We start from the raw sequence: 12,916 nt of genomic DNA on the forward strand, positions 1-12,916 counted from the left end.
CCACCTCGCAGTAAGGCGCCAAGGCCCTTACCGCAACGCTCTTTAACAATTTATCAGACAATCTGTGTGGGCACTCGCAGGATTGATATCAGCGCCGCAAGGCGCAAAAAATATCAAGCCTTAAGAGTGAACACATAATGAAATTCATTATGACGTTTTACACTTGAGCACCGCTGAACTTGTTTCAGCAAATCGAACTTTTAATTGAAGAGTTTGATCATGGCTCAGATTGAACGCTGGCGGCAGGCCTAACACATGCAAGTCGAACGGTAGCACAGAGAGCTTGCTCTCGGGTGACGAGTGGCGGACGGGTGAGTAATGTCTGGGAAACTGCCTGATGGAGGGGGATAACTACTGGAAACGGTAGCTAATACCGCATAACGTCTTCGGACCAAAGTGGGGGACCTTCGGGCCTCACACCATCGGATGTGCCCAGATGGGATTAGCTAGTAGGTGGGGTAATGGCTCACCTAGGCGACGATCCCTAGCTGGTCTGAGAGGATGACCAGCCACACTGGAACTGAGACACGGTCCAGACTCCTACGGGAGGCAGCAGTGGGGAATATTGCACAATGGGCGCAAGCCTGATGCAGCCATGCCGCGTGTATGAAGAAGGCCTTCGGGTTGTAAAGTACTTTCAGCGGGGAGGAAGGCGACAGGGTTAATAGCCCTGTCGATTGACGTTACCCGCAGAAGAAGCACCGGCTAACTCCGTGCCAGCAGCCGCGGTAATACGGAGGGTGCAAGCGTTAATCGGAATTACTGGGCGTAAAGCGCACGCAGGCGGTCTGTCAAGTCAGATGTGAAATCCCCGGGCTTAACCTGGGAACTGCATTTGAAACTGGCAGGCTAGAGTCTTGTAGAGGGGGGTAGAATTCCAGGTGTAGCGGTGAAATGCGTAGAGATCTGGAGGAATACCGGTGGCGAAGGCGGCCCCCTGGACAAAGACTGACGCTCAGGTGCGAAAGCGTGGGGAGCAAACAGGATTAGATACCCTGGTAGTCCACGCCGTAAACGATGTCGACTTGGAGGTTGTGCCCTTGAGGCGTGGCTTCCGGAGCTAACGCGTTAAGTCGACCGCCTGGGGAGTACGGCCGCAAGGTTAAAACTCAAATGAATTGACGGGGGCCCGCACAAGCGGTGGAGCATGTGGTTTAATTCGATGCAACGCGAAGAACCTTACCTGGCCTTGACATCCACGGAATTCGGCAGAGATGCCTTAGTGCCTTCGGGAACCGTGAGACAGGTGCTGCATGGCTGTCGTCAGCTCGTGTTGTGAAATGTTGGGTTAAGTCCCGCAACGAGCGCAACCCTTATCCTTTGTTGCCAGCGAGTAATGTCGGGAACTCAAAGGAGACTGCCGGTGACAAACCGGAGGAAGGTGGGGATGACGTCAAGTCATCATGGCCCTTACGGCCAGGGCTACACACGTGCTACAATGGCGCATACAAAGAGAAGCGAACTCGCGAGAGCAAGCGGACCTCACAAAGTGCGTCGTAGTCCGGATCGGAGTCTGCAACTCGACTCCGTGAAGTCGGAATCGCTAGTAATCGTAGATCAGAATGCTACGGTGAATACGTTCCCGGGCCTTGTACACACCGCCCGTCACACCATGGGAGTGGGTTGCAAAAGAAGTAGGTAGCTTAACCTTCGGGAGGGCGCTTACCACTTTGTGATTCATGACTGGGGTGAAGTCGTAACAAGGTAACCGTAGGGGAACCTGCGGTTGGATCACCTCCTTACCTGAAGATACCTTCCCGCGTAGTGTCCACAACAGATTGTCTGATAGAAAACGTAATGAGCAACAGTAACAGAGTCCCCATCGTCTAGAGGCCCAGGACACTGCCCTTTCACGGCTGTAACAGGGGTTCGAATCCCCTTGGGGACGCCATCTCCTGATAATGAGTGAAAGACATTATCAACCAGTATCTCAAAACTGATTCTCTCCGCAAGGACGAGTCACGTTTGAGATATTTGCTCTTTAACAATCCGGAACAAGCTGAAAATTGAAACGACATGTCGTTTTCATTCTCCGTAATAAGAATGAAATCAACGATATGTTCGAGTCTCTCAAATGCTTACAACAGCAGTGTCTTTCGGGACGCTTGTGGGTTGTGAGGTTAAGTGACTAAGCGTACACGGTGGATGCCTAGGCAGTCAGAGGCGATGAAGGGCGTGCTAATCTGCGATAAGCGTCGGTAAGGTGATATGAACCGCAATAACCGACGATACCCGAATGGGGAAACCCGGTGCACTTTGGTGCATCATTGCAACATGAATACATAGTGTTGCAAGGCGAACCTGGGGAACTGAAACATCTAAGTACCCAGAGGAAAAGAAATCAACCGAGATTCCCCCAGTAGCGGCGAGCGAACGGGGAACAGCCCAGAACCTGAATCAGTTTGTGCATTAGTGGAAGCGTCTGGAAAGTCGCAGGGTACAGGGTGATACTCCCGTACACAAAAATGCACTTGCTGTGAGTTCGATGAGTAGGGCGGGACACGTGACATCCTGTCTGAATATGGGGGGACCATCCTCCAAGGCTAAATACTCCTGACTGACCGATAGTGAACCAGTACCGTGAGGGAAAGGCGAAAAGAACCCCGGCGAGGGGAGTGAAACAGAACCTGAAACCGTGTACGTACAAGCAGTGGGAGCACCTTCGTGGTGTGACTGCGTACCTTTTGTATAATGGGTCAGCGACTTATATTCTGTAGCAAGGTTAACCGTATAGGGGAGCCGAAGGGAAACCGAGTCTTAACTGGGCGTTAAGTTGCAGGGTATAGACCCGAAACCCGGTGATCTAGCCATGGGCAGGTTGAAGGTTGGGTAACACTAACTGGAGGACCGAACCGACTAATGTTGAAAAATTAGCGGATGACTTGTGGCTGGGGGTGAAAGGCCAATCAAACCGGGAGATAGCTGGTTCTCCCCGAAAGCTATTTAGGTAGCGCCTCGTGAACTCATCTTCGGGGGTAGAGCACTGTTTCGGCTAGGGGGCCATCCCGGCTTACCAACCCGATGCAAACTGCGAATACCGGAGAATGTTATCACGGGAGACACACGGCGGGTGCTAACGTCCGTCGTGAAGAGGGAAACAACCCAGACCGCCAGCTAAGGTCCCAAAGTCATGGTTAAGTGGGAAACGATGTGGGAAGGCACAGACAGCCAGGATGTTGGCTTAGAAGCAGCCATCATTTAAAGAAAGCGTAATAGCTCACTGGTCGAGTCGGCCTGCGCGGAAGATGTAACGGGGCTAAACCATGCACCGAAGCTGCGGCAGCGACGCTTAGGCGTTGTTGGGTAGGGGAGCGTTCTGTAAGCCGTCGAAGGTGGACTGTGAGGTCTGCTGGAGGTATCAGAAGTGCGAATGCTGACATAAGTAACGATAAAGCGGGTGAAAAGCCCGCTCGCCGGAAGACCAAGGGTTCCTGTCCAACGTTAATCGGGGCAGGGTGAGTCGACCCCTAAGGCGAGGCCGAAAGGCGTAGTCGATGGGAAACAGGTTAATATTCCTGTACTCGGTGTTACTGCGAAGGGGGGACGGAGAAGGCTATGTTAGCCGGGCGACGGTTGTCCCGGTTTAAGCATGTAGGCGGAGAGTTTAGGTAAATCCGGACTCTTTTAACGCTGAGGTGTGATGACGAGGCACTACGGTGCTGAAGTAACAAATGCCCTGCTTCCAGGAAAAGCCTCTAAGCATCAGGTAACACGGAATCGTACCCCAAACCGACACAGGTGGTCAGGTAGAGAATACCAAGGCGCTTGAGAGAACTCGGGTGAAGGAACTAGGCAAAATGGTGCCGTAACTTCGGGAGAAGGCACGCTGGCGCGTAGGTGAAGGGACTTGCTCCCGGAGCTGAAGCCAGTCGAAGATACCAGCTGGCTGCAACTGTTTATTAAAAACACAGCACTGTGCAAACACGAAAGTGGACGTATACGGTGTGACGCCTGCCCGGTGCCGGAAGGTTAATTGATGGGGTTATCCGCAAGGAGAAGCTCTTGATCGAAGCCCCGGTAAACGGCGGCCGTAACTATAACGGTCCTAAGGTAGCGAAATTCCTTGTCGGGTAAGTTCCGACCTGCACGAATGGCGTAATGATGGCCAGGCTGTCTCCACCCGAGACTCAGTGAAATTGAACTCGCTGTGAAGATGCAGTGTACCCGCGGCAAGACGGAAAGACCCCGTGAACCTTTACTATAGCTTGACACTGAATATTGAACCTTGATGTGTAGGATAGGTGGGAGGCTTTGAAGCGTGGACGCCAGTCTGCGTGGAGCCAACCTTGAAATACCACCCTTTAACGTTTGATGTTCTAACCTGGCGCCGTGATCCGGCGTGGGGACAGTGTCTGGTGGGTAGTTTGACTGGGGCGGTCTCCTCCTAAAGAGTAACGGAGGAGCACGAAGGTTAGCTAATCACGGTCGGACATCGTGAGGTTAGTGCAATGGCATAAGCTAGCTTGACTGCGAGAGTGACGGCTCGAGCAGGTGCGAAAGCAGGTCATAGTGATCCGGTGGTTCTGAATGGAAGGGCCATCGCTCAACGGATAAAAGGTACTCCGGGGATAACAGGCTGATACCGCCCAAGAGTTCATATCGACGGCGGTGTTTGGCACCTCGATGTCGGCTCATCACATCCTGGGGCTGAAGTAGGTCCCAAGGGTACGGCTGTTCGCCGTTTAAAGTGGTACGCGAGCTGGGTTTAGAACGTCGTGAGACAGTTCGGTCCCTATCTGCCGTGGGCGCTGGAAGATTGAGAGGGGTTGCTCCTAGTACGAGAGGACCGGAGTGAACGCACCACTGGTGTTCGGGTTGTCATGCCAATGGCATTGCCCGGTAGCTAAGTGCGGAAAAGATAAGCGCTGAAAGCATCTAAGCGCGAAACTTGCCTCGAGATGAATCTTCCCTGGGCCTTTAAGGCCCCTGAAGGGACGTTGAAGACTACGACGTTGATAGGCCGGGTGTGTAAGCGCAGCGATGCGTTGAGCTAACCGGTACTAATGACCCGTGAGGCTTAACCTTACAACACCAGAAGCGTTCTGGTGAGCGTCTGAGAGACACAAACAGATATTTTCAGCTTGAACCGGATAAAGAATTATCTGTTCTGCGGACCCCGGTCCGTGGGATTTTGCTTTGTGGCAAGGCGGCAAGCGCCGTGAAGGAAGGAGCATACTGAGGTATGTGACTGAGTTTACAAGCGCGGCCAACGCGGCCACGGAGCGAAATACACAGGACAGAGCACAGAATTTGCCTGGCGGCTTTAGCGCGGTGGTCCCACCTGACCCCATGCCGAACTCAGAAGTGAAACGCCGTAGCGCCGATGGTAGTGTGGGGTCTCCCCATGCGAGAGTAGGGAACTGCCAGGCATCAATTAAGCAGACAAGCCTCATGCGAAAGCATGGGGCTTTTTTGCGTGCGTTAAACGGCAAAATCCCTTCAAAAAGTCCCTCAAAATCCCCTATGCTGCATCAAAACTCCCCAATACCAGCCCGGAATTATGCCGGAACGGCCCAGACCATCCCGGCATCTGGCCACGAAAAGCCCTGAATCAGCCAAAAAACCAGACAAAAAAGACGTCGTGCTGGCGCACGAGGCCCTTGATTTATGGCGATCTCAAACACTTACTCTATAATCCAACCTGCTTCACAGTTCTGTAACGTTAACACTTAAAACAATTCATTAACATCTTGCCCGTAAGGTTTACTACCGGTTGTTGTATCACTTCTATCGCTAATTATTAGCAAGGAATAATAAAAGAGGTTAATTCTATGGCAGATGCCACGTCAGAACGGCAGCCTGAGGCTACGGCCGATGCGCTCTCCACGCGCCAACGTATCTGGGCAATTGTTGGTGCATCATCAGGAAATCTGGTCGAATGGTTTGATTTTTATGTCTATTCATTCTGTTCTCTCTATTTTGCTCACGTCTTTTTCCCTTCAGGAAACCCAACAACTCAGCTGTTACAGACCGCAGGCGTCTTTGCCGCTGGCTTTCTGATGCGACCCATCGGCGGCTGGCTGTTTGGCTACATTGGCGACAAGCACGGTCGTAAGAAATCAATGCTGATTTCAGTCTGCATGATGTGTTTCGGATCGCTGGTGATTGCCTGTTTACCGGGTTACGATACCATCGGTGTCTGGGCGCCGGCTTTACTGCTGTTAGCGCGCTTGTTCCAGGGACTGTCTGTAGGTGGCGAATACGGCACCAGCGCGACCTATATGAGTGAAGTCGCTGTAGAAGGGAAGAAGGGATTCTATGCCTCATTCCAGTATGTCACCCTGATTGGTGGGCAATTGATGGCACTGCTAACCGTGGTGGTGCTGCAGCAGATCCTGAGTGATGAAGAACTTCGTGCATGGGGCTGGAGAATACCGTTCGCAATCGGAGCCGTGCTGGCCATCGTTGCGCTCTATCTGCGCCGTTCCCTGAATGAAACATCCGATCAGAAAACCCGTCAGCATAAAGATGCCGGATCGCTGAGAGGTCTGTGGAAACACCGTCGCGCGTTCATTATGGTGCTTGGTTTTACGGCGGGCGGCTCGCTAAGCTTCTATACCTTTACCACCTATATGCAGAAGTATCTGGTAAACACTTCGGGTATGGATGCGCGAACGGCCAGTATGCTGATGACCGCTGCACTGTTCATTTTTATGCTGATCCAGCCGTTGATTGGAGCGCTGTCAGATAAAATTGGACGCCGGAGCTCAATGTTGATCTTTGGTGGGCTGGCGGCGATATGTACCGTGCCGGTGCTGACATTACTGCAAAACATCAGTAGTCCATGGGCGGCATTTGGGCTGGTAATGATCTCACTGCTGATCACCAGTTTCTATACGTCGATCAGTGGGATCCTGAAGGCAGAGATGTTTCCACCGGAGGTACGCGCGTTAGGTGTGGGACTGTCTTACGCAGTAGCCAACGCTTTGTTTGGCGGTTCAGCAGAATATGTGGCGTTGTCGCTGAAGGCAGCGGGCAGCGAGACCAGCTTCTTCTGGTATGTCTCGGCGATGGGGGCCGTTGCATTCCTGGTGTCGCTGATGCTGCACCGAAGAGGGAATGGCATCAAGCTTTAACGGGCAAGACTCCATAACGTGTAGCCGGTGGCAGCACCGGCTACATCCCAACTGAAATCTTTCCAGCTCCAGCCAGAACCTCCCTCCCGACTGTCGTACAACTCTTTCGCCGCGCCTAAACTGAGTGCAAACATCAAGCCAAAGCTGGCGCTTCGGCCTTCTCGCCAGTGCTGTTTATCTCCATAAGCACTTCCCGCCGCCGACAGTACCGCAGAGGAAACAAAATGCTCCGCTTTATCCTTACCGGTCCAGCTGTCGTTGGCCATATGAGTACAACCGGTGCAAAAGAAAACCATCAGCAACACGAGTTTGCGCATTACTTCTCCTTAAAAAAAAGCCCCGTCACTGACAGGGCCTGATTTAAGCGAACTTACAGAATGCGGCTAATCAGCCTGTCGATACGGATGCGGCGCAGACGGCGGATCAGCTTACGCACTTTAAGCGGGTAATCGGCAATGCTTTCCAGATCGCGGAAGTGTTCAACCACGGTGGTGTTTTGACGGATCAGCGCCAGCTCGTGGCGGCTTTGCTCAACCAGCTGCTGGAGCGGATCGTGGATGAGGACGGCATTTTCCAGATCGAGACGCCATGCGCGCGGATTCAGGTTATTCCCGGTAATAAGCAGCCATTCGTCATCTACCCACATGCCTTTAAGATGGTAGCTGTTCTCGCCGTCTTTCCACAGGCGAACCGTCAACTGGCCGTTAGTGACGTAATATTGCAAACGGCTCAGGAAGCGGCGCAGGTTGATCTCATACAGGTAAGGCAGGGCACCGATAATCTTGAACGGCTGATCTTCAGGGATGTAGAAGTCATTCGCGGTTTTATCCCCAACGATGATCTCAACTTCACGGCCCTGGCGCAGTAACCAGATAATGTTGCGCACCAGGATGGCGGGCATGTTGAAGTACGGAGTACAGAGCGTCAGCTTTTGCTCAGCACAAGGCATCAGGTGGAAGATGGTTTTGTTGAGCAGGCTGCGTTTGCCAAGCCCAACTAACGGAGTCACTGCCAGCTGTTCATTATTGGCATCACCTTCGAACTCATAATCAAACCCGCGCAGATCCTGGCGGAACTGACGAGTTTCATTTTTGATTTCCGGACTTTTGGGCCGCTCATGCTGATCGAGACGATGCACCGCTTCAGCCTGGATAAGGTTAGTTTCTATCCAGTCGAACATGGTGTTAGCCAGCGTGGGATTGGTAATCAGCTGATAGCGGTCATAACGGTATTTATCATGCTGATGAAGATAGACGTCATTGAGGCTGGCACCGGTATAGAAAAGGGTATCATCGATGATCGACCCTTTCAGATGCAGGACGCCTAAGGCTTCACGGGTATTTACCGGCACGCCGTAAACGGTGATGTGAATGTCAGGGTGAGCGTCTGCCAGCTCACAATACCAGTCGGCATTGGTTGCCGTGCGCGCTGCGCCAATACGACCACGCTGTGCGCGGTGCCAGTCTACAAGGACACGGACATCCAGCTCAGGGCGAAGGCGTTTGGCTTCATACAGCGCGTTGAGAATGCTGCGGCCACCGTCATCGTTTTCAAGATAAAGCGCCACAATGCAGATACGATGTTTCGCACCGGCGATTTTCTCAAGCAAAGTCTTACGGAAATCAGCCGCTGAATACAGCGTCGTGAAGTCAGCAGCCGACTGAGACAGTTTTGGCAGTTGCGCAAGGTGCTGTTGGTGTTTATTACGTTTGAATTTAGACAACATCACAGTGCGTATCTTCTCTGTTCATAGAATGGCCTTTTGCCATAAAATCATCACCCTAACCGCGAATATTACCATTAGTCGGGCCCGATGGTTTTAGTTTTACGTTTCCAGACATTATCAGGGTGGCGAAAAAGGCAGCGAAAGGGCCACAATACCGTCTTCAATCTGCACATCTACCCTAAATCCCAGTTTGCGTGCCAGCGTAATCATTCCCTGATTGCCCGGCATGGTAATCCCGTTTAACTGCTGCAACCCATGTTGACGGGTATAGATAATCATCTTCTCCAGCAGTCGCCGACCCAGGCCCAGCCCTTTAAGATCGGAGCGTACCAGCACGGAAAACTCTGCATCGATGTTATCGGCATCGGAAATAGCACGCGTCACACCAATGATCTCATTACTGCCATTTTGCTGACGGACAGCAACAAAGGCCATCTCTCGATCGTAGTCGATCTGCGTCATGTTAGCCAAATCGTCATGAGTGAACTCATTGATCTCACTGAAATAGCGATAATAAAGATCTTCCTTTGTCACCCGGCTAATGAACTCGCGTAATAAGGGCTCATCTTCAGGCAGAATTGGACGGAACAGGCAGCTCTCACCATTTTTCATCTCTACCCATTCTTCAAGCGCATGAGGATAAGGGCGAATAGCCAGACGCGCTTCGGGATCGCCGACAAAATCAGCCAGTTGCATGGTGACATCCAGTAGTGAGAACTCAGACCCTGACGCCAGTAGAGGATGAATGTCCAGCCGCACGATCTCAGGGCAATCAACGATCAGGTTGGAGACCTGCACCAGCACCTGGCTGATGCCGGCAATATCCAGCGGCTGGAGCGCGCTGCGACTGCGGATTTTACCGCTCTTGATGGCCTGAATAACCAGATAGCGCGCCAGCGTCATGTTCAGCGGCGGTAAAGCAATCACCGCCTGTTTGTCGGCTTGCCACTCAATGCCACCTTCTCCCAGCATGATCATCGGACCAAACACCGGGTCATGTTCTACCACAATTCTTAACTCCTGGGCTCCGGCACGGTTGGCCATGCTTTGCACCAAAAGCCCATGGATATTTGCCTGCGGTAAAGCCAGTTTGACCCGATCGATAATGGCTTCAGCTGCCAGCTCAACTTCGCTGGCGGTGCGCAGATACAGCATCACCCCCTGAACCTCCGACTTATGGGGAATGTCCGGCGACCGCAGTTTCAGCGCAACGGGATAGCCAATCTGACCGGCGATGTGCACCGCTTCGGCACTGTCGCTGGCAATCCAGGTTGGCAATGTATTGAGCCCATAGGCGCGCAAAATGGCCTGAACTTCATGCGTGTCGAGCGTAATGGCGCCACCTTCCAGCGCCTGGCGGATTAAATGATGAGCCTCAGCGGTATTCGCCGTCAGGTTCGGCGGCAGAGCCGGCGTTTCACGCAGCTGCTTCTGGTTTCGGCGGTACTCCACCATATGCATAAAGGCGGTGACCGTGCCTTCAGGCGTGCGGTAGGTCGGGATACCGGCATCACTGAACAACCGGCGCGCATCCAGGGAAGAGAACTCTCCGCACCAGTTGGTCAACAGTGAAATTTGTTTGGCGCGGGGATGTTTAAGGATGGTTTCAATCAGCCTTTGTGCGGTCAGCGAGGCGGGTGCGACAGCGCTGGGAGCGTGAATAATCATCAGCGCGTCAATGTCCTGGCTATCCAGCAAGCGCGAGACCACCTGAAGATAGCGATCCGGCGTGGCATCATCCTTTAAATCCAACGGATTACCTGCGCTGATCTCATCAGGCAGCAGGCTTTGCAGGTCAGTGAGCAAATCCTCACTTAATTGTGCCAGCTTGCCGTTTCTGGCATCCAGCGCATCAAGCGCAAGTGCCGCGGGGGCCGCGCCATTACTGACGATCATCAACCGCTCGCCGCGCAACGGGCGCATATGGCTAAGCGTTTCTACCGCGGAGAACAGCTCATGGGTGTCCTGTACCCGCAACATACCCGCGCGCTGGATAGCGGCATCCCAGGCGGCATCAAGGCCGGCATGGGTTTTCAGTAATTGTTGTGCCTGCTGGCTACGACCGCTTTTGATCACCAGAATCGGTTTATTCCTTGAAGCACTTCGCGCTGCAGAAACAAAGCGCCGGGCGTCGCTAAGATGCTCCAGATAGAGCAGGATTGCGCTGGTTTTGCCATCTCTGGCGAGGAAATCCAGCAGGTCGTCGGCATCGATATCCAGGCTGTCGCCAAGTGCAATAAACCAGGAAAACCCGAGTTGCCGTTGCTGAGCCCAATCCAGAATGGTGTTAGAAACCGCGGCAGACTGAGAGATAAAGGCGAGTTTTCCCTGTTGAATCGGGACGGGTGAGAAGCTGGCGTTTAAGCCCTGCCAGGGAGCCAGCAGGCCAAGACTGTTGGGGCCAAGCAGACGAATTTGCCATTCGCTGGCACACTGGTTTAGCGCATCAAGCTGACTGGCGGGTGCCGAAAGAATGATGCAGGCCTTACAGCCGCGTTCGCCTAGCGCTTTCAGCAAGTCAAGGTTGCGGCTGGCATGGGTGCAGAGGACAGCAAGATCGGGTGATAAGGGCAGGCTGGCGATATCAGGCCAGGTAAGCACGCCACAAACGGCCTGGTATTTCGGGTTGACCGGCAGGATTGGACCGTTAAAACCGCCCGCCAGCAGGTTACGCATCATCAGATACCCTGCGCGATCCGGTCGTGAAGAGGCACCAATCACCGCAATCGATTTAGGTCTTAATAGCGCTTCTAATCCGCGTTGGCTCATTTCCCCTCCCTTCGAAAAGATTCATCCTGATTCTAACGCTTTCTGGCCAGTCTGCCGCACTCAGCCGGTAAACACCGTTAAGGATAAAGCGATCAGGGAATAACTTCCTCGTGCGAAGCCGCATTTTGATGAAGTGGGTGATGCGGTTTGCCGGCTAAATAGCGATGGCGGAACAGATCGAAATGGCGGAACAGCGCCTCACCGGCCGCAGTATCACCGGCCTGAAGCAGCAGCTCTGCCGCTACTTCCGCGGTACAGTGCTGACCTTCGCCATGCACTTCACGCAACTGATAGTTCGACGGTCTGGTCAGCGTCAACGACATCACCGGGAAGGTATCCAGCCAGGGGCTTTTACGGAACATCTTACGGGCTTCAGTCCAGGTGCCATCGAGCATGATAAAGAGGGGCGGTTTGCCTGTCATCGGCGGGGTGTTCATCACCGGACGCCCGGCATCGGCATAGGACTCAGGGAAAACGACTACCGGCTGAACATCGGGATTTTGTACCGCCGCCAGCAGTGCCGGATCGGGATCGAGGCGTGACCAACCAAAGGCTTGCGTGTCCGGCAGAATATCGGCAATTAAGCGACCGGTATTGCTTGGCTTCATTGGTTCAGTATCAAACATCACCAAACAGAAACGGCTGCGGGCTTGCTGCGGCGCCATCGTTGCGCACAGGCAGTTTTTCCTCGGCAGCAGGCAGCGTTGGCAACGAATGGTACGGTTTCCGCGTGCCAGAAAGGGGCGAGTGGCGCGAGCAAGGCGTTCGGCGCGCAGGCGCAGGACAGCGTTTTCAGTCATGGGCGTTAATCTGAGGAAAACGTCATTCTAACGGAATTGGCGTTTAAGCAGTAGTGGCCAGGCAAGCCTGACCACGTAGGGAAGATCAGATGTTTTCGTTCAGCCATTCATCGAATTGCGTCTTCGGCATTGCGCCATTGAGCATATCGACCATCTTGCCCTGCTTATACACCATAATGGTAGGAATACTGCGGATACGGAAACGGGCGCTAAGCTCAGGCTCCGCTTCGGTGTTCACCTTAATAAAGCGCACTTTACCGTTACGCTCGTCAGCGACGTTTTCATAAACCGGGGCGAAGTTGACGCAAGGGCCACACCACGGCGCCCAGAAGTCGATCACCACAGGCAGTTCATCCTGCAGATATTTATCCAGCGTGGCGGCAGTGGCGTTAACCACTTCACCGGTAAATAATTCGCTGCCGCAGCGGCCGCATTTCGCGCCATCAGTGATACGCTCTGGCGGAACGCGATTCGTCGCCTGGCATGAAGCACAAACCGTATTCATTGATTCACCTCGGTGATGAGTAGGGGGTAAGCATTCACTT

General features: G+C 53.3%; 6 protein-coding genes, 1 tRNA gene and 3 rRNA genes. 5 read left to right on the top strand and 5 right to left on the bottom strand.

Features of this window, described 5'->3' with window-relative positions:
- Nucleotides 1–201 precede the first annotated feature (201 nt).
- The 5 genes from AC1UKS_RS05460 (at nt 202) to AC1UKS_RS05480 (ending at nt 7,076) form a co-directional block, all read left to right on the top strand.
- A 16S ribosomal RNA gene (locus tag AC1UKS_RS05460) occupies nt 202–1,742 on the top strand.
- Nucleotides 1,743–1,815: 73 nt separating this feature from the next.
- Nucleotides 1,816–1,891, top strand: a tRNA-Glu gene (locus AC1UKS_RS05465).
- Between the two features lie 227 nt (nt 1,892–2,118).
- Nucleotides 2,119–5,025 (top strand): 23S ribosomal RNA (locus tag AC1UKS_RS05470).
- 228 nt (nt 5,026–5,253) lie between these two features.
- Nucleotides 5,254–5,369, top strand: a 5S ribosomal RNA gene (gene rrf, locus AC1UKS_RS05475).
- Together the 16S, 23S and 5S rRNA genes with 1 tRNA gene alongside form the textbook arrangement of a ribosomal RNA operon.
- A gap of 402 nt (nt 5,370–5,771) precedes the next feature.
- Nucleotides 5,772–7,076: an MFS family transporter gene (locus AC1UKS_RS05480; protein WP_482436065.1), complete on the top strand. Its 1,305-nt coding sequence runs from the start codon at nt 5,772–5,774 to the stop codon at nt 7,074–7,076.
- Here AC1UKS_RS05480 and AC1UKS_RS05485 read toward each other — a convergent pair.
- From AC1UKS_RS05485 to trxC, 5 genes are all read right to left on the bottom strand, one after another.
- On the bottom strand, nt 7,073–7,393 hold the full coding sequence (locus AC1UKS_RS05485) for a YfiM family lipoprotein (RefSeq protein WP_265911307.1): 321 nt from the start codon (nt 7,391–7,393) through the stop codon (nt 7,073–7,075). The genes AC1UKS_RS05480 and AC1UKS_RS05485 overlap by 4 nt on opposite strands.
- A 53-nt stretch (nt 7,394–7,446) precedes the next feature.
- Complete coding sequence (gene pssA / locus AC1UKS_RS05490; RefSeq protein ID WP_013203471.1) at nt 7,447–8,802, bottom strand: CDP-diacylglycerol--serine O-phosphatidyltransferase; 1,356 nt, start codon at nt 8,800–8,802, stop codon at nt 7,447–7,449.
- Nucleotides 8,803–8,919: 117 nt separating this feature from the next.
- Nucleotides 8,920–11,571 carry a bifunctional acetate--CoA ligase family protein/GNAT family N-acetyltransferase gene (locus tag AC1UKS_RS05495; RefSeq protein ID WP_482436066.1) on the bottom strand — a complete coding sequence of 884 codons (2,652 nt, stop codon included), beginning with the start codon at nt 11,569–11,571 and terminating at the stop codon, nt 8,920–8,922.
- Between the two features lie 92 nt (nt 11,572–11,663).
- Entirely contained in the window at nt 11,664–12,371 is a 708-nt protein-coding gene (locus tag AC1UKS_RS05500) for a tRNA-uridine aminocarboxypropyltransferase (RefSeq protein WP_053144618.1), read from the bottom strand.
- An 85-nt stretch (nt 12,372–12,456) separates the two neighbouring features.
- Nucleotides 12,457–12,876 (bottom strand): thioredoxin TrxC, encoded by a 420-nt coding sequence (gene trxC / locus AC1UKS_RS05505; RefSeq protein WP_013203468.1) that lies wholly within the window; start codon nt 12,874–12,876, stop codon nt 12,457–12,459.
- Nucleotides 12,877–12,916: the final 40 nt, after the last annotated feature.

It is taken from the genome of Erwinia sp. AK-PDG3-5 (genome assembly GCF_056821705.1).